Origin of the sequence: Paenibacillus xylanexedens (assembly GCF_001908275.1) — a bacterium.
Taxonomy (GTDB): Bacteria; Bacillota; Bacilli; order Paenibacillales; family Paenibacillaceae; genus Paenibacillus; species Paenibacillus xylanexedens_A.
Window position 1 is genome coordinate 4798914 of sequence record NZ_CP018620.1, and the last position, 26896, is coordinate 4825809.

Below are 26896 nucleotides of genomic sequence, written 5' to 3' on the forward strand. Positions count from 1 at the left end.
AGAACATTACTTGTTACCTTCGTTGAAATATGTAAACTACATCGACTCGTTTCATTGATTGAACTTCCTTTCCGGAAACATTAAATATTATTCTTATCACTGAATTCAATGCAAAAAGGTTGCATCTCAGGTTTTAAGCAATACTCTATTCTTTCTCTGAAGTTTTTCCATTCGACTTTTAAAATGGCTTCTTCGATTGGAAAGAAACCAGACTCTAAGCTCTCCGATGTTGTCGTTAATTCTCCTCCTATTGGTTTGGCTAGAAATAATGTGTTACATATTGAATTTTCGATATTCTGAAATATTCCACAGAATTTGATGATTTCAATGTCGATTCCGGACTCCTCTTTCGTTTCTCTGATCGCAGCTTGACTTAGGGATTCTCCTTCTTCTACTTGACCACCTGGCATTTCCCATCCTCTTCGTGGTCCTCTAATAAGCAATAATTCATTTTTGTCGTTTATCACGATTGCAGCGGCAGATAAGATATGTTTTGGAGGGCTCATTTATTCGACTCCTTCTAGAGAGATTAATATACGTTTGAAGAACAATTTATTGGCACACTAAAAGAAGTTATATATCCCGTCTTCAAAATAATTATATTCTTCATCCGTTATTCTTAACTTTCCATACCCGTTATAAAAGATTTCTCTATCTCTTTCATTATCAAAAGCATTATGCTTCGGTCTAATGGCTAACGCTACATCATATCTTGGATCGCCATAAGCTGCTCCTGCCCAGTCAATAACTCCAACAATATTGCAATCATTAACTAGCACATTATCTATAGTAAAATCTCCATGAATGAAAGTGTTCTCTATTGGTTTTGGTCTTCCTTCTTTCAACTGTTGAAGTAGTTCTGCTGAGCCGTCTACAGCAAAGTGAGTTAGATTATATTCTGCTTTATTAAGCATTGTATCTAACCAAGGACTGTTGTTGTTCAATAATTCAACAGGACAAGAGCATTCATGTATTTTCTTTAAACAAAGCCCAAAGTTAAAAATCGCTTTTTCTTTACATTGGAGGTCAGGCATTTTAGAGAGAAATTCTCTTAAACTTATTCCATCAATATAATCCATCAGAAGCCATCTCGATGTGTCCTCAATATGAAATGAATATGCCTTTGGAACAGGGAGTCCCGTATGGTAAAGGTATTGGAGCACCTTATATTCATCGGATAACCATTCATTATAAAGATCGTTTTCTGTCTTCTTGATGATGTACTTTTGATCAAACGTATCCAGTATAGCCACAGTAGAAGTATGACCTTGCTTAGGAAAAGTGATTTTCTGAACTTCCCCTATATGTTCTTTTATTTCAATTGGGAGATCTTGAATATTCATAGTTTTATCCTTTCTACAATTACATGCCCTTTCTCTTTCAGATAAAGTCAATAAAACAATTCCACATTTTGATTAATTTACCTTAATTATTTCTATAATAACCCATGCTGCAATATTTGCGAAGTGAATTTAAAAGCGTATACAATTCACTTCAAATCAAAAAGAACCCTCCCGCAGGAGCGTTCTCCGTGAATGATTAGCCTAAGCGTACATCAAGTCCATAAACCCGCGAGTTACATCTCCACCTTCAGCTGGTTCGGGTTGGTCTGCCTGTGCGTGTTCTGCCATGCAAGCCTTCACCGCTTCCTCTGTTGTACAACGATTCGCATCGTCACATGTGTAGCATAATTGAAGCATATATCTGGTTAATTCATCCGCCTGCGTGAATTGAGTTTGACCGTTGGTTCTCATCTTCATCACTCCTTCTCTTGTTGAGTTAAATATATCACCTTCTAGTGGATTTATTTGTGATTTATTTCACAAACTAAGCAAAAAAAAGAAAGGAACCCTTAGGCTCCTCTCCTTTCTCCTATCTATTCACATCGATAACACTCTACGTTTATAGTACTTTCCAATGTACACCGCCGTCCACCGTTTGCAATAACAACGATCTTTTGGCATCTGTGTTTTCAACCAGTATCCAGCCAAGCTTGGAGGTAACCATCTGCATCTTCACAATCTCCGGATAGTCTTCCAAAATTTTCTCCAGTACACTGCTTGCAGGAAGAGCGCTCCATGTTTTGCCCGCATCCTTAGTGTGGTAGGTTATGCCCTTTTGCATCGCCCAACCTTCCAATGCGTTCAGAAATACCGGTGAAAGGTTACGATTCGGACCCGTTTGTTTGTATAAAGTGAAATTGGACAGCTTCCAGCTCTTTCCGCCATCTGTTGTGAAGAATCCATTGAATGTCGTGCTCTCGCCTTTAGAACAGGACATTGACATCCAGGCTGACTGTGCTTCACGTCCAAAAAATTGTGGTGAACTAACACTGAAATTACCACACCCGTTGAATTTGTTTCGATCAAAAAAGGATGGCCCAGTATCCCAGTTCTCTCCGCCGTCTGATGTTACATACAACTTCGGTGTACCGAACTCAAGCGCTGTTAAGAAACCATGCTTTGGATCCGAGAAAGTCATCCCCGTGGTGTATCCACGTTTGGAAATCTCTTCTGCTTCCTGTTTGCCATCTTCATCACTGGATGACATCCGATTCCAGGTAATTCCACCGTCCTCGGTAAAGTAAAGTTTCTTGTCCTGTTTACCAATAGCGGTATCGACCGTGGTGAGAATCCAGCCTTTCTCAGGAGATACAAATGAGATCGCAGTCACTTTATCCGTCTTAGACAGAGAAGACAGGCTCCAAGTTACGCCCCCGTTGTTGGTGCGAAGCACCATGGTATCTGTTCCACCCATGCCTTCACGAACAATCCAACCATGTGCACGATCTACAAAATAAATGCTTTGTCCATATTTAGGGTTAGCCGGAAACTGTACATTTTCCGAAGGTGAAATATTGGTCCAGGTCTTTCCCTGATCCTGAGTGTAGTACAGGCGCAGCGCATTCCGCGTCACACCCCACGCCAATCCTCCGTTGTCATTGAGCAACTGAAAATCGGTCAAACGGGTCTGTATTTGGTACTTGGCCATATCTGCAGATTCTGTACTGTTCACAGGGGGAACGACAGTTAATGTCTGCCCTGTATTCCCGGCGTCCTCCTGCTGCTGCGGAGGTTCTGCTACCGGAGGTTGATCTGAGTCGGTGCATGCAGCCAATACAGCTGCTATACCTATAGACAGCAATGCTGTCTGCGTGATTTTAATCCATTGCGAACGCAAGTGGGTTCCACCTCTCTCATCCAATATACAGGCGCGCATGCCTGTCCTATGGCGTTTTATTTACGATTCATCAGAATCCACTGCTCCTATTCTACCACAAACCTTATGTAAAAGGCTCATTGCCCACTCATGGTTGGCCCGCTCCCTTTTTCCAGTTCATACTCTGGGCTATAGGTCGCACATTTATTACCATTAATTTCATCCTAAACTGTTTTTCGACGGAATAATTGGTAAAAAGACATGAAATGTGAACTATTTTATAGACAACACTCGCTTTATATTCTCTAATCCCTTAATATGGATGGGAGTATAACCCAAAAAGGAGAGGATATTGAACATGACAAATAGTGCAGCTCTGAAACCAAGTCGTGTCGTGATTGTAGGCATGGGTGCGGTGGGAACAACAACGGGATACACGCTAATGTTGAGACAGCGTTCGTCCGAGTTGGTATTTGTGGATGTGAATCATGATAAAGCAACCGGCGAAATGCTGGATATGAACCACGGTCTTCCATTTACGGGAGGCGTGAAAGTATGGGCTGGCGATTATTCCGACTGCAAAGATGCAGATATCATTATTATTACAGCGGGTGCTTCCCAGAAGCCGGGCGAAACTCGGATTGATCTGCTGAAGAAAAATGCAAGCATTTTCAAAGATATTATTGAGCGCATTACTGAAGTGAATTCTCATGGTATTTTACTGATTGCAACCAATCCTGTAGATATTTTGTCCTATACTTCATGGAAACAAAGCGGATGGCCTGCTTCCCGTGTCATCGGTTCAGGTACATTGCTCGATAGCGCACGTTTCCGTTACCTGATTGGTAAGAATAAAGGGATCGACCCGCGTAGTATTCACGCACACATTATTGGTGAGCATGGAGATTCCGAAGTACCGGTATGGAGCCTGGCTAACGTTGCAGGAACAGATCTGGAATTGGATGAAGAAACACAACAGGATATCTTCGACCGCACCAAAAATGCAGCGTATGAGATTATTAATGCCAAAGGCGCGACTTCCTATGCAATCGCCCTTGCTCTGGACCGCATTGTAGCTGCAATTCTCGGCAACGAAGGCTCCGTTCTGAACGTATCCACGTACCTTGAAGACTACAATGGTGTATCGGATGTTTATCTGGGTGTTCCATGTGTTGTCGATCGCAACGGTGTGCGCGAAATTCTGCCTCTTCCGCTGAATGAAACCGAAAAAGTGGCTTTCCAGGCTTCTGCTAACAAATTAAAAGAACAGATCGCTGGATTGGAATAATCCAGCCACGCAATCATTCATATCGTGAACGATTTAGCATGTTAAACGGTGTGAATTAAGATATCCGTGCTAGCCAAAAGGACCATTTGTTTCTTCCAGAGAGAAGAAGCGAATGGTTCTTTGGTTTGACTTCTATTTATATAACTATTTAAATATCAGATATTAGTTTACATAATATTAATTATGTTTAAATTTCCTGCATCCCAATCAATAACAAAAAAAGCCTGTCACTTGGACAGACTCCTTTTTGGATCAAATATTGGCTTTTTTCTTCTAATATGTCGGAAGTTTAACGTCCAGCAGAGCCATAGCCTCTTCTTTCTCCCTACTGGTTACGTGTGTGTACACGGTTGTCGTTTGAATCGATGCATGACCAAGCAGTTCCTGTACCGTACGCAAGTCGGCACCACGCCGTAACATCATGGTCGCGAAAGAGTGACGCAGCTTATGACTGGAGTAGTTTTGACGTTGATTGGCTGGTGATTCCTGCTGGAAGCGTTCAAAGGTTTCGGTGGATATGAGCTGGATGCTGCGAATCGACAGTCTCTTCCCTTTCTGCGAGACAAATAACGCTTCCTCTTTTGGCCGCCAAGGATCGAGACGCTCAGCCATCGCTTGAGATAATACTTTTGCCACAGTCTCCGGTACAGGGAGCGAGCGCCATTTACGACCTTTACCAAATACATCCAATGTACGCCGCTCCGCATTATAGTCTTTGCAATCCAACGCATGCACTTCTCCAACCCGTAATCCCATATATCCCATCAATAGAAAAACAGCCAGATTACGTGTACGATACTTGCCTTCTACCGACTCCAAAAAACGTGTCAGCCCACTTTCATCAAGGAAAACGGGCGCACGGTTTTTTTCGGTTTTGGATTTCTTGATCCCAAACGCCGGATTATTCGTTAACAATTCGAGTTCAATGAGGGACTTGTAAAAACAGTTCACCGCCGCATGTTTGCGATTTCTTGTGGCATCACTAACCCCACGCTCTCGCGCGCGGGACAGAAAAGACAACACATGCAGCTTTTTGACCTGCTCCAGTGACTTTCCTTGAATGGAGATCAGGAATTCCACCACGTCACCCGTGTATGATTTTACCGTATGGCCTGTATATCCGGCGTCCTTCATCCATATGTGAAAAGCTTCAAGCTCGTCCGCATATTGCTCCTGAATCTCCTCGGTCATCATCTGTCTACGTCACCTCAATTCGGTTAAAATTGACTAAGATTATTTACACGGGCACTGCGATGACAGAACAACCTTCTTAAGCTGAACAGAGCCCCTAGGCTTCATCCACAATGACAACGTCAATCAGCGGAATGATCACTTCGGGTTTGCCTTGACTACGAGTAAGTACAAACGATGGCAATGGATTCTCGTGCAGACCATTCACGGATTCACAGATCTGAGTATATAAATCCATGTGCAACGTCTCACCTTCACCAGCCACATCAATAACAGGCCAATCGTTCTGAACGCAGGCAGGCCAGTAAGCCAGCTCATTCGCAGGTACGATACTTAATTGCTGAATGGACGGATCAATATGGTAGATCCCTTGCCGTTCAGGTTCATCACCCAGCTTGTCCACGGCAAGTATTCCAGCCGACTGCTCATCTGGTGCAGAATAGAGTGAATAACACCACGGAGTAACACCCCAGGCGATCGCCATCAGCCCCTCTTCCAGCAACGTATCCGACAGTTCCCCTTCCGCAAATTGTTCGATCAGATTATGGTTACCCGGTCCCATCAGTTCCTCTACACGTTCAGCGAGTCGAGGCAGGTCAGCGAGAATGAATCCTCCTCTGCCGTAGGAGTCAAATACATGATGGTTTCTGCTCCACACAGCTTGAGATGGTGAACTCAACAACGCAGCTTCTGCCGGGAAAAGCGATATATATACGGTGATAACCTGCGCGTACTTAACCATTGCAAGCTGTTCAGGTTCGAGTGTACCTTCAGCAATACGAGGTGTTTTCATATGCAGGGAGATTCGAAGTTCGTATTCCCCCTCTGTAAATACTGACCAACCAAGATTAACAGACTGTTCAACGCCTTCAATAGATGCAATGGAGATTGAGCTATCCGGTTTCAGGTTAACAGCATACTGCACGTATGCCAGCTCCTGACCATAGATGATATTGGCATCCTGACGATTGACCGGTGAGTCCAACTGTTGTGCAATGACAGATACTTTACGTCCATCCTTCAGAAGGCGCTGCGGATCAATATCTAACTGTAGGTCACCTGCACCTCCTGATTGTGAAACAACTAATTGTGCCTCTGCAAGTACGGATGAGTCAGCTAATGCAAATCCAAAAGTTGCATTTTGATGATCTGAATTCGTATGTAATGGTGTGTTCATGATACATCCCCTCTCTTATGTCTGATGGCATGTCACATCCCCAAATATATTTCATATTTGTCTTAGCCGCAACCCCGACTCCTTGATTAAGTTCGTCACGCCCCTTATTACTTACCCATATATGAAGAAAATTCCAACCTTCCCCTGCTGTTATCATCCTTTATCTTTCTATATAAAAAAAATCCCCTTCCCGCTTCGCCTAAGCGATACGAAATGAGGAAAAATGAAGATATTCTCGGTTAAAGATGTTCTCAACTAATCTATTTATCCTTCGCTCTGAAAGCACTCGAGATCCGGCGTGCCGGATTCAGATGACTGTAATGACGTCCATACGCAAAGTAGATAATTAATCCAATGATCAACCAAGCAAAAAACGTAATCCATGTCAGAGCCGCAAGGCGTGTCATCAAGTATACACAACCCAATGCACTCAGAATCGGAATCAGTGGCACAAGTGGAACGCGGAATCCGCGTTTGAGATCAGGGTTATTTTTACGCAACACAATAATGCCCAGATTTACAACTGCAAAAGCAAACAACGTTCCGATGTTCGTTAGCTCCGCCAGATGTCCCAACGAGATGAACCCGGAGAACAAAGCCACGATAATGCCCGCAACCCATGTCCCTACCGCTGGTGTCTGACTCTTGCCACTAACTTTGGAGAAGACAGGTGACAGCAGTCCGTCACGAGACATGGAATAGAGCAAACGTGTCTGACCATACATCATGACCAGCAATACGGTCGTAATGCCGGCAATCGCTCCAAGAGATACAATCCAGGATAATCCCTTCAATTGAACAAATTCAAATGCAAACGCAACCGGATCACTTACATTCAACATGTTATAAGGCACAATCCCTGTGAGGATCAACGATACAACGATGTAGAGAACGGTACAGATTGCCAGTGACGCAATAATTCCAATCGGCAAATCCCGTTGTGGCTGCTTAACTTCTTCTGCCGCTGTGGAGACCGCATCAAATCCGATGTAAGCAAAAAATACCGTAGCTGCTCCAGCTGTTACACCCGAGATACCAAAAGGCAAAAATGGCTGCCAGTTGGTTGGCTCTACATAGAAAACACCTACACCAATGAAGATCAGCACCACGATAATTTTAATCGCTACCATGATGCCGTTCGCACGAGCAGCTTCCTTCACCCCTCGGGTAAGCAGGAAAGTGATAATTAACGTAATGACCGCAGCCGTGATATCAAAATAGGTTCCCTTTTCCGGGCTGAACGCACTCGTAAGCGCATGGGGTAACTCCAGTCCGAATCCGGACAATAACGTTTGAAAGTATCCAGACCATCCGCTAGCTACCGCCGCACTCGCGAATCCATATTCCAATATCAGATCCCATCCCAGAACCCAGGCAATCACTTCACCAAAAGCCGTATAGCTATACGTGTACGCACTGCCCGAGGCCGGTATGCTTGAGGCAAATTCCGAGTAACATAATGCCGCGAATGCACATATGATACCTGCCAGCAAAAATGACAGTACAAGGCCAGGGCCAGCATACGTTGCGGCAGCTACACCAGTCAGCACAAAAATCCCGGTACCAATAATAGCTCCTACGCCAAGTGTGGTTAAGTCCAACGGACCGAGCGCCCGATTCAATGCACTGCTGTTATCGCCCGCTGAGGCAATTGATTTTTTACGAAATAATGAAGATCGTTGTTTGTTCTCACGCATAGTCATGTTCCTCTCGTCATGAATCTTGATTGTGCTATGGATGTAGTAGCGATTGGATGGCTTCCCATCTGTTCTATGAAAAAGTCGTTTGTTCTATCTTATCGATCACCTATAAAAACCTATCGAATTCTACACGTTATCGCGTTGCTTGGTTAAATTTATTTTTGTAGATCACTTATTTTGTTCTTTTTCCGCGGAATTTATCATGATCTGTTGCACGTGGTTGAATATGAAAATGGATTTAAAACAAAACTGCGTATAATTTATATTATGCGCAGTTTTTATGAGCCTATTTTTCCGCAAAAAAACATCTTATATCCCTTGTTATCTGAAGTTTAGAAAAAGAGAGCTCTTTTCGTCTTTTTCTGCTGTATCTTCCTCCCTTATCCTGTCTAATTCCACGATATGAAGGCATGTAAAAGAGCCACATAGCGTTATGCGGCCCTTTATTTCTTACTATAGGTAGAGGTGTATATAAAAATACGAACTGACTTCATTTCAGGCTTTTATGAAAAAGTAAATTATGAGAAAGCAATTCTCTCTGCATCTGACATCCGGTATTGGGATAACAAATAATCTTTGCTTTGCATCGCCGCATGACGAATCGCATCCAGATCAACATTCAACAGCTTACCCTCTCGTTTCACGAGTCTACCTGCCACAAAGACCGTATCCACGTTGGATGGATTGGCAAATTGCACAACAGCGCCGATTGGATCATGAACGGGGAACATATTCAGATCGGTGGTACGAATCATGATCAGATCCGCTTCCTTCCCTGGGGTCAACGTACCCACCTTCTGCTCCAATCCCAATGCTTGGGCACCAGCTGAAGTTGCAAATCTCAGCACTTGGCTGGACTGCAAGTTCAACTCACCGGGCATCTCACCCTGCTGCAGAAGTTGTTCATTAGCTCTGGATCGTTCAGCCTGAAGTGCAAACTTCATCTGCGAGAACATATCTCCGCCTGTGGACGTCACTACATCTACACCAAGTGTAGGGGTTCCCCCGTGTTCAAGAAAATAGCCGGTGGCCGGATATCCATGACCCATCATCATTTCAACCTCAGGTGTGACCGACAAGGAAGCACCGCTATCTGCCAGCATTTTGTATTCATCCATGCCCATGGTGTTACCATGAACGATATTCACCCGTGGACTTAACAGTCCCGCTTCGTACAATTGACTAATCGAGCGATCCACAGATCCCCAACTGCCAAATCCGGCATGCATGGAACAGATCGCATCCAGTTCTTTTGCTAGCTCGATCTCTTTCACGGTTGTATCCCAATGACTGAACTCCGGACCACGAATGGCAAGCCCATAAGTAAGTAATTGATCCTGTGATGAAAAATAACGTTCGTTGACTCTTCTCACATCATTATTCGAATACGTGATTTGACTATCCCGATTCCAGTAGTCCGTCTCACCAGGTACTCCGTGAGCAAATACCGCCCGAATGCCAGCATCCTGAAGTCCACGAATCAGTTCATCCGTATGGTCAGGAGAATACGGCATGCTCCAATCCATTACTGTCGTCACTCCTGCATTAAGCGCTTCCAAGGAACCGAGCAGGTTGGCAATATAACTATCTTGTGGGCGGAGCTTGCTTCCCATCGCACCATAATAGAGATTTTGCAAATAAACTGGTAACGACCAGTTGGTTCCCGCTGTTTTGACAAGTGATTCCCACATATGCCGATGTGTGTCCACCAGCCCAGGCATAATAATCATCGATGAAGCATCAATGACCTCCGCATCCGGTATATCCAGGTCGGGCTGGATCGCCATAATCAGTGAATCCTGAATCAGAACGTCCGCCCTCTTATACTGTCCAATTTTAGCATCCATGGACAACACACAGCCATTTTTCAACAGATAACTTGTCCGCACAAGAAACATCTCCCATCTATTTTGGTTTGAAAGACGATCACATCCTGCTTACGAATCTGTACTGCTTCTGACTGTTTTTTCGCTAGTATATATATATTATATAGTTATTGTTAGTATTTATCAATTTTGGAATTTGCGTTTTGCCCGAAATCTTCTAACCTTCATCAGATTGCCACACATCTTATCATCACAGTACTTCTGTGTTCTGCTTCGGGTATCATCATAGAACATCCAGCGACAATCCGAATTATCACAGATCCGAATCCTGCCGCCTTCTCCCTCCACCAAAGTCAAAGCAAAGTCAGCAGCTACCTCAGCCATAACCTGATGCCAATGTGCTTCTACAGCTACCAGTTGGAGTTTCAGTTCCTCATCAATTGTAGTCAATGTCCTTCTCACATGCCCTGCTTCCATAACGCCATTCAACCATTGTTTTTCTATATCCGTTAATGATGCTCCAGAAGACAAGCGGGCTCCAAGAGCTATCAATTCATTCCTGAAATTTCTCATCGACAACTCATCTTCTGGAGATGCAGGAACAGAAGCGTTAAGTTGCCATCGTTCCAGAAAGTCTTGCTGCCAGCTAGCCTTCCCCAGTCTGTCCTCCGATCGATCTCCCCCACGCCAGTCGTGATAATCGCTGTTTACAAAATCGGTCCATAATCGGTCCATATATATACCTCCGTTTATGTAACTATCTAATTAAATAAAGAAGGTTACAACTCGTCTTTGATGTGTTATATTAAGTGTAACCTTATTATTCAGTTTTAGCTAGTTACATCACAAATCACAATAATTCGCAAGGAGGAATAAGCAATGACAAAAACAACAGCACTAGATGTGTTACTTATTCAAAAGGATGATACCTGGGATCAATGTAATTGGATTGTACCTTTGTCGAAATCCTTGGAGGGTCTTACAGCAGAACAAGCAGCCTGGATTCCACCCGCAGGGGGATTGAGCATCTGGCAGTTGGTTAACCATATGTATTATTACAACCATCGCTTATTGTGTCGCATGCAAGGTAAGGAGCCTACCCTTCCTTCTGTAGACTCCAATGAATACACATTTGGGAATTCCGGAGATCCAACGGACGCAGTTGGATGGAATACACTGCTACAGGGTACAACTCGATTAGCCCAGCAGTTGCGAGATCAATTAGCTGCACTACAAGAACCAGATCTTGAAGCGGCATATATGGACTCCGAAGAGAAATGGGCACACGAACTATCTCGCTGGGTACTCCATGATGCGTATCACGCAGGTCAGATCGTGCTCCTCCGCAGACAGCAAGGAAGCTGGAAAATCGTTTTCTAAAAAAAATGCTTGAACTGCTAGCGCTTACAGGAATAAGATGAACTTATTAATGTTACAGCTTGTTCAACACACTATATAATTGAATAGGATCTTCGGGGTAGGGTGCAATTCCCAACCGGCGGTGATGTTCTTCGGAACCAGCCCGCGACTCGCTATTTGTTCTTAACGAAGGACATCTAGCGACTGACTTGGTGTGAATCCAAGGCCGACGGTACAGTCCGGATGAGAGAAGATCAACACAATGACATGCCGTTCACGGGAAGGCCTCTTTCCTGACGCATGTCCTTGGATGAGCCCCCGTTTATTTGGTATATGCCAAAACGGGGGCTTTTGTCGATTTTGCCAACTGAAGATTCCGTGTTCTGACGAAGGAGTCCTGAATATGGAAAAGACATCAGCAGCATCACCTGTTTACCGCAAGGAACGAAGTAATACCGGATTCTGGCTTGTAGTTCTCGGCGCCGCCTTATGGGGTGTAGACCCACTCTTCCGCATTATTTTGCTAAATACGATGACATCAACGCAGATTGTACTGGTGGAACACATCATCGTCAGTCTTATTGCCATTCCCGTACTGTGGAAATTCCGGTCTGACCTGAAAAACCTGCGTGCTCGCCACTGGATTGCCGTGATTTTTATCTCATGGGGAGGATCAGCACTCGCAACGGTATTGTTCACCATGGCGCTTACACATAACGATCCGAATACGGTGCTTTTATTGCAAAAAATGCAACCACTCTTCGCTATCGTGCTGGCTAAACTTTTATTAAAAGAAACGTTGCCACGTCGCTTCGGTGGATTGTTCTTCATAGCATTAGCAGGAACGTACCTGCTTACATTTGGCTTTACATTGCCATTAGGTAACTGGGACAACTGGATTCATGCTGGAAGCTTGTTGTCCCTTGGGGCTGCTGCCTTATGGGGAGGTTCAACTGTTATGGGACGATTGATGCTGGGGCAGGCGCGTTATGAAACGGTCACCTCCCTTCGCTTTGTCGTTGCTCTCCCGCTCCTGATCTTTATGACGTGGAACGAAGGTGCCGCATGGACGTTTCCGTCCGGAACGGGTGAACAGACTGCTGTCATCCTCAACATTCTCGGTCAGGCATTGTTACCAGGTCTGCTCAGTCTTCTGTTGTATTACAAAGGTCTGTCGTCAACCAAAGCATCTGTTGCAACTCTCGCAGAACTTAGCTTCCCGATGGCGGGTGTGTTGGTGAACTGGATTGCTTTCCGTACACTGATTACATGGGAGCAGCTGCTTGGTTTTATCCTGATCTGGGTGGCCCTCTTCGCCATTTCCAGACAGCAGGAAAGATCATCAACTGCGGCCGATGCTGCACCGAAGCTGCGTACAGAGTAAGTGGATATATCTGAGGTTCACATATAAACAAATAGTCAAATATAAAATAAAACCATTGCACATCAAATTAGATGAGCAGTGGTTTTTTATTTCCATGACTCGATATTACTCGTTCATTTTCTCAATTAGCAATATGAGCTATTAACCCTTTGCTTTATCTCTATTTCGCAAACGCAAATCCCCCTCTTTTCCCTCCAACCTCATAACGAATATGCATATCATCACACTACGTCTCTTCTATGTTTTGTCTTTTGTCTAATCCGGTGGTACGATGACATATGGAATAAACAGATGAATTATATTCAGAGAGGAACGATCATGATGTCTTCATTCTCATATACCTCCTTCGACGCCGTAGGTTTGGCTGAACTGATCCGATCCCGGGAAGTATCCCCGGTTGAAATGCTGGAAGCGGCGTTTGCACGCCTTGAAGAAGTGAATCCGCAACTTAATGCGGTTATTCGTACATATGAATCTCACGCACGTGAGGAAGCCGGTTTGGTTCGCCCTGGAGAACAACCTTTTGCCGGGGTTCCCCTGCTCTTGAAAGATATTTCGCAATCCTTGGAAGGTGAATTTCTGACTTCAGGCTCCCGTTTGTTCAGCGAGCATCGTGCATTACGCAATTCCAATTTTGTCACTCGACTCCGTGATGCAGGCTTTATCTTCATAGGACATACCAATACGCCTGAATTTGGTTTGAAAAATATTACCGAGCCCCGTCTTCATGGTCCAACTCGCAATCCATGGAATATCAATCACTCCCCAGGTGGTTCAAGTGGGGGTGCAGCTGCCGCTGTAGCTTCGGGTATTGTTCCTCTTGCCGGAGCCGGTGACGGAGGAGGTTCGATTCGTATCCCGGCTTCCTTTAGCGGATTGTTTGGATTGAAGCCAACCCGCGGGCGCACACCTGTAGGACCGGGAGTTGGTCGTCAATGGCAAGGCGCATCGATTGATTTTGCCCTCTCTCGCTCGGTTCGGGACAGTGCTGCATTGCTTGATACGTTACAAGTCATTCAGCCCGAAGCTGCGTTCCATGCTCCACTCTTTCCAGGCAGTTACTTGGCTGATATGAGCTATCCACATCAACGCAAACTGAAAATTGCATACACAACGGATTCGCCCGTGGGAACACCTGTCAGCGCAGAAGCCAAAGAGTCTGTATACAAACTCGTTCGCTGGTTGGAAGATCAAGGTCATCATGTTGAAGAAAAGCTGAGTCCCGTCAACGGAGTTCGGTTGATGGAGAATTATTACATGATGAACAGCGGTGAGATGGCTGCAATGATCTCTTCCATGGAACGATCCATGGGCCGGGCTCTGACCTCCGATGATATGGAGATTGAATCTTGGGTTCTGGCTGAAGCAGGCAAAAAGGTGTCCGCTGCGGAATTTGTACATAGCTTAGCTGAATGGGATGTAGCTGCAGCTCAGATGTCCACCTTATTTGAGCGTTATGACTTCTACGTCACACCCGTTAATGCTTTTCCTGCGCCTAAGATTGGTGAATTAACGCCTCATGACGAACAGATCCGTAATCTGATGCGAATTAGTGAATTGGACAAGACCCAGCAGCAGCAACTCATCTATGAAATGTTTGAGCCAAGTCTTACGTATACACCGTTCACCCAGCTTGCTAATCTGACAGGCCAGCCTGCGATAAGTGTACCTCTGCATATGACACCTGAAGGTTTGCCAATGGGCGTTCAAGTGATGGCAACCAAAGGACGCGAAGATTGGTTATTACATCTGGCTGGACAGCTTGAACAATCAGACCTCTGGATCGGGATGAGAGGTAATCCACTATTTCCAGCATAAAGACGTATTATGTGGTGTGTTAAATTTACCATTGGATGTTCCTGCCTGAGTACAGAGTGCATCGTCATAAAAGTGCATGAAAGCATCATCTGCTCCGCATACTGAAAGCAAACAGTAGCGGAGGAATGTAACAGATGAATACGAATCAGCGCCATAAACAGTCTTATCGTATCCCAGCCAAAACGGGATATGCCCTGAAAGTAAACAAGGGTTCTTTACTACGCATAACGGATCTGGAGGGACAACAAGTCATTGATTTTGTGGCATACGATGCTACGGATGCTAACCATCGCTTGGACCCCGGCGTGACAATGGACGTATTGCGTACTTACCGCATTAAACCGGGACAGTTTGTGTATTCCAATCAATACCAACCTTTACTCAAGATTGTCCGTGACACCGTTGGGGTACATGATTTCTTTAACTCCGCTTGTCGTCCCGAGATGTATGAGGTGTTATACGACAAAAAGGATCACGCGAGTTGTTATCACAACCTGAACACGGCACTGGAACCCTTCGGGATTCTACCACCAGATCAACACTATCCATTTAACCTGTTTATGAAGTCCGTTGTAGACAGTGAAGGCAAAATTGATGTTGTAGCTCCCGACTCTCGTGCAGGTGATTATATCGAGATGGAGGCACTAATGGATCTCACAATTGGGCTCTCTGCTTGTCCTTGTGAAGAAAGCTCATGTAACGGATACAACTGCACCCCAATTCAATTGGATGTGGAACTTTAACAGAATAACAAGGCCTTGACGCAGTATGAGATAAAAGTAGTTTGTTCTAATTCACTCCTTGCGGGAATACGATGACTTGTACCCATTTTCTGTGACAACTGGTACAATTCATCGAACCCGTTAAGGAGTGAACGTGTTTATGTCTGTACTGTTCAGTTATATCATTCTGGGAATATCATTGTCCGCTCCAATTGGTCCGATTAACGCCGCCCAACTCGACCGTGGAGCCCGCCACGGATTCATGCATGCCTGGATTCTAGGACTCGGCGCTATGTTTGCAGACTTGGTGTATATGCTGCTGATTTATTTTGGAGTTGCCCATTTTCTGGACACGCCGTTCATGCGCTCTTTTCTCTGGTCATTTGGCAGTTTTATTCTGATTTACACGGGAGTGGAAACGCTCTCGAAGCTGAAGCAAGGCATTCAAGGTACATCTACTGCGGAAGCGACTGTTCGGAAATCGTTTATATCCGGATTTTTGATGGCCCTGTCCAATCCACTGAATATTTTATTTTGGCTTGGGATCTACGGCTCTATTCTCGCGACAACTGTGAAGCATACGGACACGGCTCATTTGCTGCTCTACAGTTCAGGCATATTCATTGGTATTCTGGTGTGGGATGTCATTATGGCTGGCATGGCCAGTCGATTCCACAAACATAGCAGTGAGAATGTATTGCGCTGGATCTCTATCATTTCGGGAATCTGCCTGATCGGATTTGGTTTGTATTTTGGGTACGAAGCTGTACGTTCCATTTTTTTCTGACAACAAAATCAGGCTGGACAGTCACCCAACTTCCCCCACATTAATACTGTAACGGTATCATGTGGAATGGAGTTGGGAATCAATGGCGGAGCTGTATAGTGCCGACGAAATAAACACCTTGTTTGAGCGTCTTCCATCTTGGCAGCAGGACGCTTATTCGCAATTTGGTAAAATGATCGCCGACGAAGATAATACGTATCCATGTGTACCTGGACGAATGGGGTTTCTGTCAGGACATTTGAGGTACGGATTTACGTGTGACCCCCGATCTGAACATGCTGCCGAAGATATGGCAGATCTGCTTAGACAATATGGTCCTGTCTCCAGAGACACCGGTCATTATGCTTCCATGGTCGTGATCTGTGAGACGCCAAGTGATCTGAAAGATCATACAACCGTAGAGCAATATCAGACGTTATTCTGGCAAATGCTTAATCGGGTAAGTTCACACGATACCGAGCCGTGGCCGGAACATATTTCAACCGATCCTCATGATTCATCATGGGAGTTTTGCTTTGGCGGAGAGCCTTACTTTTGTTTCTGTGCAACTCCTGCACATGAACTCCGAGCCAGCCGTCATTTTCCTTATCTCATGTTTGCTTTTCAACCGCGGTGGGTATTCGAATCCATTAATGACAACACCCCTCTTGGTCGTAAAATGAAAACCTTGATTCGCAAACGTCTCGCTGCGTATGATGCTGTACCTGCTCACCCTTCGCTGATGTGGTATGGTCAGCAGGATAATCTGGAATGGAAACAGTATTTCCTGCCTGATGATGAGCAGACACCTTCCAAATGTCCATTCATGCGGATGAAGCAAGCCTTAGGCAAGTTGACGAAATAACCTTAAAACACTCATTAATCCGTTATACGACCTCCACAAGAGTTGCTGAGAGTTGCTTATGGTTTGGATGGAGCTGACTGTGGTGGTTTCGAGCCACGTACCTTATAAACAACATACGTGATGATCCCAAGGAACACCAAAAGTCCCACACTTGCCAGCAGACCCGTTCTGCTGGCTTTTTCCATCGCTGTCCCAGCCACAGCAGCCACAATTAACACTATGGCAATCCACACTTTGATGCGATTCCACTTCACGGGCTTCATTTTTTTAATGTACGTGATGCAGATGAGTAGCCATGTATACATTAATACCAGACTACCTGCTGTCGTCACATATTCAAACAAACTCTTGGGCATCCATAATGCCATCAACGTAGATAGGACTAATCCAGCCGCTGTGCAACACAATGCTTGAAGTGGCATGTCCTTTTTTCCCCAGGTCTTCGTGAACAGCTTTGGTGCATCTCCATCTTCCGCGAGTTTCACCAACATGGACGTAATGGCATATAACGAAGCCACCATCGTCGAGAATCCGGCTATAATCAGAATTCCGTTGAGAATGTGGACCACAACAGTGAATCCAATGGTTGACATGGCTTTGACAAGCGGACTTTCATCTGGAGTTAACTGAGCTGAAGGTACAAGCAACAGGATCAACGCAATTGAAATCACATAGAGTGTACTGACCGATAATAACATTACTCGACCTGATTTCACTGCATCTTTTGGTTCTTTCAGGTTAGCTGCCATCAAGCCCATAACCTCGATTCCGGCAAAAGCAAAGAATGCATAGATAAAACCGGTCCATACGCCTTTCCCCCCATGCGGGAACCATTCATTCTTCAATTGCTCGGGTGTGACTTTTACAGGTAACCAACCCAGACAAGCCGCTCCTGCTATAGCTATAAATGCAACCGTTGCAGCAAGTTTGATTACAGCAAGAATATTCTCCGTTTTGGTTAATCCCTTCGCTCCCAGTGCAGCAATGAACAGACCTATAGCGGCATAGATCGCAACAAATGCCCATAGCGGAAACTTGGGAAACCAGAATTGAGAGAACAGCCCAAGTGCCGTTAATGAGCTGCCCATGATGAGCATTTCAGAGAACCAGTACATCCATCCACTACCAAAACCAGCCCAAGGTCCGAATGCTTCGCCCGCATACGTTCGAAAAGCGCCTTCCTTTGGATCATCTGCAGTCATCTGTGCCAGCGCACCAAATACAAAGTAAGTACCTGCCGCCGCCAGCACCAACAATATAAGTACGGATATGCCGGCCCAATGAATCGCGAGACTGGTTCCAAGAAAAAATCCCGTTCCCAGTGTGCAACCCGCGCCAAACAAGGATAGGCTGAACCAACTTAGTTTTTCGTCGTCGTTTTTACGGTGTTGCTGACTTTTCATGAAGCTCCTCCTTCTGCCTTATCCCCTTACGATTTACAGGTCATGGAGGTTTTATGTCTGTATTGCCAAAAGAATTATTGTTAGTTTACATAATAATAAATATGTTATAATCATTCTGATAATGAATTTAAGCTGTATGCTTTTAGGCATTATTCATAAAGTTATATTTTCAATTTGATTTAAATCTACAAAAAAAGTGGTTGACTTCAATCGCTTAGAATGGTTTCCATTTTAAACTTGGTGGTGTGTCAATGTGGCTGTATGAGCGATGGTAACTAAGGTGAGAAACTGATTTTTCTATTGTGAATTTTTCATATGTTGAAATTTTATAAATTAAGTCGTTATTTCTTTTAAATTGAACGCAGACTGCCTATTTTTTGTATTATCTCAATAGCTTTATCGTTTTTTATAGATTTAGTTGTTTTAAAGAAGGGCTACTTCCTGGGATTTTCCTCTTTCATCCTTTTTCACCCGTTTCGGACTAAGCTGACGTATAGGTATTGTTCTCTATTATTTTTCACAGCCTCTTTTCCAATAATTGTTGTGAATTTTTCATATGTTGAAAATATTTTATATTTTTTTCATAAAAAAAGCCGCCATAATGGCGGCTTCGCGAATATTTCCAAATTAAGTCCGGCCAGTCCAATCTGCTCCGGCGATTTCTTTCCATCGTGCTCTAATATCATCATACAGTTCCTGCAGGAGTGGCCCCTTAGCCACAAGATCAGCATTTTGCTGCCAGCGATTGGGCTTGGCTGTTCCTACAATAGCTGTGTCTACACCTTCAGTACTTAGCGTAAAACGCAGTGCTGTCTCCACCGCTGCCTGGGCATCTTCACCCAGAAAACCATAGTTAAGTTCGCTTAAGCGCTTCCAGTATATAAATGGATAAGCCTCTTCCGAAAGTGTTTCATACGTCCAGGCCGCATTGGCAATTGGTCTTTTCGCGATTACACCCATGTTTCTTTTTCTTGCCTCAGGCAACGTAAGATCAATTGCTTCCTGATCTGCGATATTTAATGAAGTCTCCAGACTGTCAAATACTCCGGTCTGAATCGCATATAGCGCATCTGTTGTATCCCCACTGTATCCGATAAACCTGGTCTTACCTGATTCCTTGGCACGCTGTAGCACTTCGATCACTGCTCCTTGTCGGAGTACTTCTTCGGAGCAGCTATGCAAATGGATAACATCCACATAGTCGGTTTTCAGCCGTTTCAGACTACGGTCAATCGTTTGCTCCAGTACTTTGGCATCCCAATCCGGACCTTCGATCCCGGCAGCATGTCCACATTTGGTGAATAAATAGTAGTCATCACGCCGACGTGACAACACCTCGCCGATTAATTCCTCGCTGTCACCGTAACATTCAGCCGTGTCTATCACGTTTAATCCAGCATCCAGGGCACTATTCAGCAATGTTGCTACATCCGTTTTGGATACATTTTTGCCTATTTCCGCTCCGCCAAATCCAAGTGTACTTACGTTCATGCCAGTATTACCGTACTTGCGCGTTTCCATGGTTATCTTCCTCCAAGTTCAGTGAATTGGGTACAGATAAATAGAAATACAGATTAACTTCAACTTCCCTTATGTTATTACCCATGAGTTGGTTATGCCACCCACTTTTCTAAACTACAACCAACTTCATTTACTTAGAAGCCATAAATGGACATTCCACCGTCAACCAATAACGTCTGACCCGTTATGTATCCCGCTGCATCTGATGCCAGGAATACAACCGGCCCTACCACTTCTTCGAGTTCTCCCACTCGCTGTAGCGGTGTACGGCTTACAATTTCCTGCAAATACTGGGGATCATCCAGCAGTTTTTCAGTCAGAGGTGTTCGGAAATACCATGGTCCTACTGAATTGACACGGATTCCATACTTGCCCCATTCCAGTGCGAGCACTTTGGTCATATGAATTAACGCAGCTTTGGTCGCGCCATATACAACCCCTGTCCGCAAAGCCGTGTGACCGCCTACCGAAGAGATGTTAATGATCTTCCCAGTCCCACGTTCTTTCATATGCTGACCCGCCAATTGCGAAGCGAAGAAAGCCGATTTTAAGTTTGTCTGCATGATGGTCTCCCACTGCTCGTCCGTCACTTCAAGTGCTGGAGTCCGTATGTTCATACCTGCGTTATTCACCAGAATGTCCAGACTACCCATCTCCGAGATCGCCTCTTGAAACGTCTCTTCCATTTGTTCTTTTGATGTCACATCCGCCGTCAGAGCTAGCGCTTTACGCCCTGTCTGTTCATAGATATAGGCGGCTGTCTCCTCAATTTCTTTCATTGTACGAGATACAAGTACAACGTCACAGCCTGACTGGGCAAGTCCAATCGCAATTGCTTTTCCGATTCCTCTCCCCGCACCTGTCACCAGTGCTGTCTGTCCATCAAGATGGAATGTGGGTACGTTCATGCCACTCACTCCTTCATCAGATTCTTTATTTCAGCATTCAAGCAGAATGCTTTATATGTAGGTAAACCCCGATAGGAATCAGGTTACAAAATACTGGCTTGGATTGCCTAGCTCCGGATGGAACTTTTCTCGAAAACGGCCTCCGGTATAATCCCCTATAATTTTTCGCCAGAACGCCTGCGCAATGACATTGTTACGAACCTGAGTCACTTTCCATCTTCCTGGAAAACGTTTAAACAGCTCATAGGCTGCCCGAGTGCCCACCCCACTGCGCCGATATTTTTGCATCACAAAAAACTCAGTCAAATAGTAGTCGTTATCCTTACTTCCAGGCTCCAATTTTTCCACCAGAGCAAACCCTGCAGGTGCCCCATCACTTGTAATCAAAAAAGGAAACTTGCTGTCCTCTTCTGCCCAGAATGCCTCCAGACCGGGATATTCCGGAAAAATGCCGTTACTGTCCACGTCAATATTCAGATATTTAGTAAAATCATATAGATAAAATTGCATTAAATGACGAATCACCTGACTTCGTTCCCGGGGAACCAGTTCTATTTTCATATTCATCCGGTTCACCTCCTCTGCTCTACGTATACTAATTACTTTAAAGGTTTACGCGCCGAAGGGCAAGGAAGCATACTCTACTTACTGCCTGCTTTGGTGAACAAGCTGTGAGCATGTAAATTATGGTACACTAGAGCATAGAATACTATTAAATTGAATATTCATTTTATATGTTTTTCACATGGAGGTGTCGAACTTGACCAACGTGCAAAAAGAGATTGATCGACGCAAGCTGGATGACAAACTACCTTCCATGCCTTGGTTCGTTCAGCAATTCATGGACTACAAGCTGCCTGACCTGTCCCCCTCTACCCTGCTCGAATATCTGAGAGATTACGAAGCTTTCTTTGGATGGTTGCGAGCAGAAGGGCTGTCCGAGGCAAGTTCTAATAAAGAAGTAACTTTGAATGAACTGGAAGTCCTACGCATGGATTCAGTTACCGCCTATCGGTTATTTCTCACAACCAAACGGGAAGGAACAAACTCCAGAATTACCGTCTCTCGCAAACTCTCTTCCCTTCGCTCCCTTTTCCATTACCTGAGCCAGATTGCGGAAGATGAAGACTTTTATCCTTTGCTGAAGCGGAACATTATGGCCAAAATCGAGATCAAGCGTACCCATAAACCCAAGGACACCGCTGCCAAACTCAAAGGTAAAATTCTGGAGGAAGAGGAACTGCTGGAATTTATCGGCTATATCCTTGAAGGTTACGCTGTTGATATGGAGAAGAACAAACAGGCACTGTACTCCCATGAAATCAACAAAGAACGGGACGCCTGTATTGCCAGCCTGATTCTGAATTCCGGCTTACGGGTGTCGGAAGTTGTGAACCTGAACGTCGATGATCTCGATCTGAACAACAAACTCCTGTATGTTTATCGCAAAGGTAACAATGATGAGACGTACAAAACACCCGTTTATTTCAGGGAGCAAGCCAAGGACGAACTCGCAACTTATATGAACCTGCGGCAATCACGTTACCGTACGCCCAAGCGGGAGAAAGGTCTGTTCATTGCTTTGCGTAACGGAGATTCAGAAGGCAGTCGAATGACCAAAAGAGCGATTCAGGCCATGATCATGAAATACGCCAAGCGCTTTGGCAAACCCTACTTGACCGTGCACAAATTACGCCACTCATTCGCAACCGACTATTATTTGCAAAATGATATTTACAAAACGAAGGAGCAGCTTGGACACGCTTCTACGGAAACAACCGAGATCTATGCTCACCTTACCGACAAAACGATGTCCGAAGCCATCGAACGTCGTACTGATGACGGGATGTAACATCCCAAACATAATAAAAGCAGCAAACCGCATCAAGGATTTCGATCCGAGAAAGGTCTGCTGCTTTTTGTTTTTTTGCCTCATTCAAGGAGAAGAGCGCAAGCAAGAAATAATTCAGTTTACATAATAATAATTACGTTATTTCAAAGGGATCAATCTTACTCTCTGTACATTCAATCATATCCAGCGACCATAATATCCCACTTCTTGACGTTTCTACGATTCGAATTCACGATTCTGCCTTCACTCGCTCTCAACCATCGCTAACAACGCTTTGGCTATATCCTCAGTTTCATGAACCGAGTACCATGTTATATCTCTGCTTACGGTGCTCTGCTCTATAAACTGCTCTGAAGGTAACCATGAGATCATACCCACTACCCCTTTAAGCTGATCAACCAAGTTCAGATCTTTCTCTTCTCGAACCATCACGAATTTGGGATAAGAAGCATCCTTGAATCCTTCAACAACAATCCAATCATAACCCGACAGATAGCTCAGCATATCCTCCAGCTTGGTTGCCTGTCGCTCCATAATCGCAGTACGTTTCTCCGACATAACAACCACCGCCGAGGCCCCAGCCTCTCCAAATCGATACGAATCCGTTCCTTCTTGATCCATCTCAAAATGGTCATGTCCATCATGCTTAATTGCTGCTACTTTAAGTCCCATAGAAGAAAAGTACCCGATCAGCGCGGCTGTCAGGGTTGTCTTGCCCGTGTTTTTGTATCCAACAATCTGTATGATATGTGGCTTTGTATCACTCATTGTAGTCATCTACCACTACCTCACATGACCTGAGGGCAGTTTGAGAATTCGTACCTGCTCACCCGCAGGAATGCCTTTTTTCTCAGGAGGAACAACAATCAGACAATCACTGTCCTTAATGGTGATCATCACGCTGGATTCATCTACACGGGCGGCAGCCGGTATCGCGTACACCATTCCGTTGCGGATCTCTGTGCGTCCACGAACGAATCGTGTAAAATTGTTCACTTTGGTGTATTCTTCTTCCAAGATCGCAGTCCATTCTTCCATATAAGGATGAGCATCCGCCTGCATGGAACGAATAGTTGGACGAACAAACAGACCAAAACCTACAAAACAAGCCCCCGGGTTACCCGAAAGTGCAAACAGCAATTTTTCTTTATATACAGCTGCTGTGGTCACACTGCCTGGTCGCATCGTCACTTTGTTAAACAACATCTCCACATGTTCTTCCAGCACAAGTTCACCCATAATATCATAATCCCCGACGGATACACCGCCTGTGGTCACCACGATATCATTATCTTGAATGGCTTCTTCCAGTTTGGCCCTTGCCGTATTCACATCGTCTGCAATAGAACCGTACATCACAGGCTCTCCACCTGCTTCAACAACCAGAGAGCGCAGCATGTAACTGTTGCTGTTCCGAATCCGACCTGGTTGTAATGGCTCATCTACATCAAGCAATTCCGTGCCGGTTGCGAATATCGCCACCTTTGGACGTTGAAAAACGGGGACTTCTGCTATGCCAAAAGTAGCTAACACGGACTGCTCTCCTGCCCTGATGATCGCTCCTGCTTCGAGCAGTTGCTGTCCTTCTTGGACTTCCAGTCCGATCGGGGTGATGTTAGCACCCGATAATATGTGCCGTTTCAATGCAATCCATTGTTCTCCGTCCTCTACCTTGCTCTCGGTCATCTCCATCATGACTACCGCATCCGCACCTTCCGGAACCTGTGCACCGGTCATGATGCGAGCCGTTGTACCTGAAACAATGGTGTGGTCCGAGGTGTAGCCGCATGGAATTTCGTCAATTACTCTAAACCAAACTTGACGATCACTGGATGCATCTATGGTATCTGTACTTAGAATAGCGAATCCATCCATACCCGATCTCCGGAAGAATGGATACGGATGGGGTGCCTGAATCGTCTCTGCAAGTGTGCGGCCATGAGCAGATTCAAGATGAACTTTCTCTATGGAGCCTACAGTAACTCTTGCAGCTATTTTGGCTTGGGCATCCGGTACCTGTACAGCTGTTCGATTGAATTTGGCAGTTGTCATATCATGTGAATGTGAGTTCATTTTCAAAAGTATTCTTACCTCCTAAAGACTATCATCCTTTAAGAAAGTGTAGCCCGAATACTGTAAGATAACAAGTACATCACTTATTGAATCCTGTGACAAAATCTTATTTCTTACAGGTGTAACATTCCTTGACCTATGTTCAACATGAAAGGCATCTTGTCTGCCCATAATATAAGTGACAAAGGGAGGCGATGATCATAAGTAATCGATGTGAATTATGCGGAAGAGAACCTGTAAACACGACCGTTCATCATCTGACACCCAAAGAAATGGGCGGAACATTTCTACCAACGGCCAACCTGTGCATCCCCTGTCACAAACAGATTCATTCGCTATACACCAATCGCGACATTGTAACCCTTGGTCTCACGGATCTGCAATCCTTGAGACAGGATGAACGAATGATTCCATTTATCCGCTGGATTCGCAAACAACCTGCTACAACGATTCCCCGCGTACGCAAGTCCAATCATGTTCGCAAGTCGTAAAGAAAAAAGAACAGCTCCAAGGTAAATGCGCGGATAGAGATAAATCCGTCATACCTTTTCCTGTTCTTTTTGGATTGAACTATATGTTGGGCAGCCAAGCTTATAATTAAATCATTATCTTCGCCTCTTAATTCGTCCGCCGCCCACTCTGGTTTTTGGTTTTTTATAGGATTTCTTAGGTGAATCAAACAACCCACCACTGCTCTTGTTGCGATCAATGGTTCCCTTGCTCTGATCCTTGTTGCGGTTGAATAATCCTCCGCCAGATCCCACGCTTGAATCTTTATCGCTTCCGCGCCTTGTAATCGTACCTTTCCGATCAACAGTAATAGGTGGAGCAAGCTTCTTGTCATTACTTGTTGGTGCACGATAAGATCCTGCACTCGGTTTATACGTATCTTTATTGGTATATCCTCGATAGTTGCCATAACCTCGCCCGCCAAAAGAATCGAACAGATTACCAATTAATGTAGCGGTGAGATAACCTTGTAAAAAAGATGAATCGTAGTTCTGCCGAACATATTCCTTGGAGTCCACCTCAACCAAGGTATCCTCCGGCTTGTTCGGGTCTTGTTGCAGGTGATAATACTCGTCCTGATACACGAGGAACATACGCTCAGTGTTCTCTGCCGATATCTGATCCGGTTGCCGCTGGTCAGACAATTCCTGAGCCACTTCCGGCACGGTACGGTCCGAAGCCCGGTACACATAGGACGTTGAGTTACCACTGCCGTTAACCGATTCAAGCGGATATGTGTCCTGAACAGAAGGTGCTGCTCCGCACGCGGACAACAGAGACATCACAAGGCTGAGGACCAGCATTAATTTTAATCCATGTGCCAAGCGTTTTTTCATTGGAACCTCTCCTAGCTCGAACGAATCACTTTGATATCCGCAGGAAGAATGGACTCACCCTCATACAGTGTAAATCTTCTGTCTTGCCACTCCACGCGAAGAAGCATATTATCATCCGACTGATACTGCCATACCAATTGTTCTCCAGCCTGACCATATGGAGTTCTACCTGCCGTTGATACCATGCCTCCATACTCTTCCTCCAGATGATATGCGCGACCATCCAGGTCCAGCAATGTAGGCACCTCATCAGGTGCATCAAGCCTGCCATCAATTGGTGTGTATAGGGCGTAACGTGTGAGTTCGCGTTCTTCGATATGCAAATATCGAAATGCGGTACCATCCTGCAGCGTGAGTACAACTGCATTTCGAGCACGATTTTGTACCCGACCAACAACTTCATAAGTGACCAGAGAAACCTCACAGATATCACCAGGTGAAAGCTGAAGCATCGTTTTCTCTGCCTGCGGTGGTTCAGCTTTCGTTAGTATTCCTTTAATTCGTTTCCATACACTCATGAGAATTACTCCTGTTCCTT

Annotated in this window: 26 protein-coding genes and 1 riboswitch; of the genes, 9 read left to right on the top strand and 17 right to left on the bottom strand. The window is 44.9% G+C overall.

The window, feature by feature from the left end:
* Positions 1–80: 80 nt before the first annotated feature.
* The 4 genes from BS614_RS20925 to BS614_RS20940 form a co-directional block, all read right to left on the bottom strand.
* Positions 81–506 carry an NUDIX hydrolase gene (locus BS614_RS20925; protein WP_074095430.1) on the bottom strand — a complete coding sequence of 142 codons (426 nt, stop codon included), beginning with the start codon at positions 504–506 and terminating at the stop codon, positions 81–83.
* Between the two features lie 57 nt (positions 507–563).
* On the bottom strand, positions 564–1343 hold the full coding sequence (locus BS614_RS20930; protein WP_074095431.1) for a phosphotransferase family protein: 780 nt from the start codon (positions 1341–1343) through the stop codon (positions 564–566).
* Between the two features lie 201 nt (positions 1344–1544).
* Positions 1545–1754 (bottom strand): hypothetical protein, encoded by a 210-nt coding sequence (locus tag BS614_RS20935; RefSeq protein WP_074095432.1) that lies wholly within the window; start codon positions 1752–1754, stop codon positions 1545–1547.
* A gap of 148 nt (positions 1755–1902) precedes the next feature.
* Entirely contained in the window at positions 1903–3180 is a 1278-nt protein-coding gene (locus BS614_RS20940; RefSeq protein WP_084174661.1) for a WD40/YVTN/BNR-like repeat-containing protein, read from the bottom strand.
* A gap of 337 nt (positions 3181–3517) precedes the next feature.
* On the opposite strand from BS614_RS20940, the gene BS614_RS20945 reads away from it, so the two are divergent.
* The gene (locus BS614_RS20945) at positions 3518–4447 is read left to right on the top strand and encodes an L-lactate dehydrogenase (RefSeq protein WP_036613729.1); all 930 of its coding nucleotides are present in this window, start codon (positions 3518–3520) and stop codon (positions 4445–4447) included.
* 273 nt (positions 4448–4720) lie between these two features.
* On the opposite strand, the gene BS614_RS20950 is transcribed toward BS614_RS20945, so the two are convergent.
* The 5 genes from BS614_RS20950 to BS614_RS20970 form a co-directional block, all read right to left on the bottom strand.
* Complete coding sequence (locus tag BS614_RS20950; protein ID WP_074095433.1) at positions 4721–5641, bottom strand: tyrosine-type recombinase/integrase; 921 nt, start codon at positions 5639–5641, stop codon at positions 4721–4723.
* 94 nt (positions 5642–5735) lie between these two features.
* Complete coding sequence (locus BS614_RS20955) at positions 5736–6815, bottom strand: hypothetical protein (RefSeq protein WP_074095434.1); 1080 nt, start codon at positions 6813–6815, stop codon at positions 5736–5738.
* Positions 6816–7075: 260 nt separating this feature from the next.
* A complete protein-coding gene (gene bcaP / locus BS614_RS20960) occupies positions 7076–8512 on the bottom strand; it encodes a branched-chain amino acid transporter BcaP (protein WP_074095435.1) in 1437 nt (478 codons plus the stop codon).
* 521 nt (positions 8513–9033) lie between these two features.
* Positions 9034–10404: an amidohydrolase family protein gene (locus BS614_RS20965; protein WP_425320259.1), complete on the bottom strand. Its 1371-nt coding sequence runs from the start codon at positions 10402–10404 to the stop codon at positions 9034–9036.
* A gap of 120 nt (positions 10405–10524) precedes the next feature.
* Positions 10525–11076, bottom strand: coding sequence for a CGNR zinc finger domain-containing protein (locus tag BS614_RS20970; RefSeq protein WP_074095437.1), 552 nt, complete (start codon positions 11074–11076; stop codon positions 10525–10527).
* 144 nt (positions 11077–11220) lie between these two features.
* Between BS614_RS20970 and BS614_RS20975 the strand changes: the two genes are divergently transcribed.
* From BS614_RS20975 to BS614_RS21000, 6 genes are all read left to right on the top strand, one after another.
* Positions 11221–11721 carry a DinB family protein gene (locus tag BS614_RS20975; protein WP_074095438.1) on the top strand — a complete coding sequence of 167 codons (501 nt, stop codon included), beginning with the start codon at positions 11221–11223 and terminating at the stop codon, positions 11719–11721.
* Positions 11722–11805: 84 nt separating this feature from the next.
* Positions 11806–11959: riboswitch (FMN riboswitch) on the top strand.
* Between the two features lie 144 nt (positions 11960–12103).
* Positions 12104–13084 carry a DMT family transporter gene (locus BS614_RS20980; RefSeq protein ID WP_074095439.1) on the top strand — a complete coding sequence of 327 codons (981 nt, stop codon included), beginning with the start codon at positions 12104–12106 and terminating at the stop codon, positions 13082–13084.
* Positions 13085–13405: 321 nt separating this feature from the next.
* A complete protein-coding gene (locus BS614_RS20985) occupies positions 13406–14902 on the top strand; it encodes an amidase (protein WP_074096940.1) in 1497 nt (498 codons plus the stop codon).
* Between the two features lie 134 nt (positions 14903–15036).
* Positions 15037–15645, top strand: a complete 609-nt coding sequence (locus BS614_RS20990) for a DUF1989 domain-containing protein (RefSeq protein WP_074095440.1) — start codon at positions 15037–15039, stop codon at positions 15643–15645.
* 139 nt (positions 15646–15784) lie between these two features.
* On the top strand, positions 15785–16411 hold the full coding sequence (locus BS614_RS20995) for a LysE family translocator (RefSeq protein ID WP_017688112.1): 627 nt from the start codon (positions 15785–15787) through the stop codon (positions 16409–16411).
* A gap of 82 nt (positions 16412–16493) precedes the next feature.
* Positions 16494–17255: a YqcI/YcgG family protein gene (locus BS614_RS21000; RefSeq protein ID WP_036613709.1), complete on the top strand. Its 762-nt coding sequence runs from the start codon at positions 16494–16496 to the stop codon at positions 17253–17255.
* A 56-nt stretch (positions 17256–17311) separates the two neighbouring features.
* On the opposite strand, the gene BS614_RS21005 is transcribed toward BS614_RS21000, so the two are convergent.
* From BS614_RS21005 to BS614_RS21020, 4 genes are all read right to left on the bottom strand, one after another.
* Positions 17312–18658 carry an amino acid permease gene (locus BS614_RS21005; RefSeq protein ID WP_074095441.1) on the bottom strand — a complete coding sequence of 449 codons (1347 nt, stop codon included), beginning with the start codon at positions 18656–18658 and terminating at the stop codon, positions 17312–17314.
* A 627-nt stretch (positions 18659–19285) separates the two neighbouring features.
* A complete protein-coding gene (locus BS614_RS21010) occupies positions 19286–20179 on the bottom strand; it encodes an aldo/keto reductase (protein WP_074095442.1) in 894 nt (297 codons plus the stop codon).
* A 134-nt stretch (positions 20180–20313) separates the two neighbouring features.
* Positions 20314–21087 (bottom strand): SDR family NAD(P)-dependent oxidoreductase, encoded by a 774-nt coding sequence (locus BS614_RS21015; RefSeq protein ID WP_074095443.1) that lies wholly within the window; start codon positions 21085–21087, stop codon positions 20314–20316.
* Between the two features lie 78 nt (positions 21088–21165).
* The gene (locus BS614_RS21020) at positions 21166–21654 is read right to left on the bottom strand and encodes a GNAT family N-acetyltransferase (RefSeq protein ID WP_074095444.1); all 489 of its coding nucleotides are present in this window, start codon (positions 21652–21654) and stop codon (positions 21166–21168) included.
* Between the two features lie 178 nt (positions 21655–21832).
* Here BS614_RS21020 and xerS point away from each other — a divergent pair, with 178 nt between their 5' ends.
* Positions 21833–22939, top strand: coding sequence for a tyrosine recombinase XerS (gene xerS / locus BS614_RS21025; protein WP_074095445.1), 1107 nt, complete (start codon positions 21833–21835; stop codon positions 22937–22939).
* Between the two features lie 243 nt (positions 22940–23182).
* Here xerS and mobB read toward each other — a convergent pair whose 3' ends face one another.
* On the bottom strand, positions 23183–23716 hold the full coding sequence (gene mobB, locus BS614_RS21030; protein ID WP_084174663.1) for a molybdopterin-guanine dinucleotide biosynthesis protein B: 534 nt from the start codon (positions 23714–23716) through the stop codon (positions 23183–23185).
* A gap of 6 nt (positions 23717–23722) precedes the next feature.
* Entirely contained in the window at positions 23723–25012 is a 1290-nt protein-coding gene (locus tag BS614_RS21035) for a molybdopterin molybdotransferase MoeA (RefSeq protein WP_074096942.1), read from the bottom strand.
* Between the two features lie 194 nt (positions 25013–25206).
* Between BS614_RS21035 and BS614_RS21040 the strand changes: the two genes are divergently transcribed.
* The gene (locus BS614_RS21040; protein ID WP_074095446.1) at positions 25207–25503 is read left to right on the top strand and encodes an HNH endonuclease; all 297 of its coding nucleotides are present in this window, start codon (positions 25207–25209) and stop codon (positions 25501–25503) included.
* Positions 25504–25617: 114 nt separating this feature from the next.
* On the opposite strand, the gene BS614_RS21045 is transcribed toward BS614_RS21040, so the two are convergent.
* Positions 25618–26358, bottom strand: a complete 741-nt coding sequence (locus tag BS614_RS21045; protein ID WP_017688102.1) for a DUF4247 domain-containing protein — start codon at positions 26356–26358, stop codon at positions 25618–25620.
* Between the two features lie 11 nt (positions 26359–26369).
* Positions 26370–26876: a DUF4178 domain-containing protein gene (locus tag BS614_RS21050; protein ID WP_074095447.1), complete on the bottom strand. Its 507-nt coding sequence runs from the start codon at positions 26874–26876 to the stop codon at positions 26370–26372.
* Positions 26877–26896: the final 20 nt, after the last annotated feature.